Annotated in this window: 1 protein-coding gene; it reads right to left on the bottom strand. The window is 64.2% G+C overall.

Going from position 1 to position 310, the window contains the following annotated elements; translation table 11 throughout:
• The coding region (locus EN851_RS35245; protein ID WP_245520904.1) for a tetratricopeptide repeat protein at window positions 1-310 on the bottom strand (310 nt) is incomplete at both ends.

Genomic DNA, 310 nt, shown 5'->3' on the forward strand with positions numbered 1-310 from the left:
CGCTGCCAAGAGCCTCCGCGAGCCCGGGCGCGCAATTCACGCCGGCAAATTGGCGGCTGTAGCGAAAGGGCGGCTGGAGCTCGATCACGCGAGCGGCGGCTGCTTTCGCTTCGTCCAACCGGCCAAGCTTGGCCAGCGCGGCCGCCAATTGCACATAGGTGATGCTATGTGCCGGATTGGCTTGGACGGACTTGTAGGCAGCACGACAAGCCTCTTCGTAGCGACCGCGCAACAAATGGCTCATCGCCTGCGCGTCAAATGCGGCCCAGGCCCACGAATCGAACGGGCTCAGCCGCAAACCCTGCTTGCT

It is taken from the genome of Mesorhizobium sp. M8A.F.Ca.ET.208.01.1.1 (assembly GCF_004791315.1).
GTDB lineage: Bacteria > Pseudomonadota > Alphaproteobacteria > Rhizobiales > Rhizobiaceae > Mesorhizobium.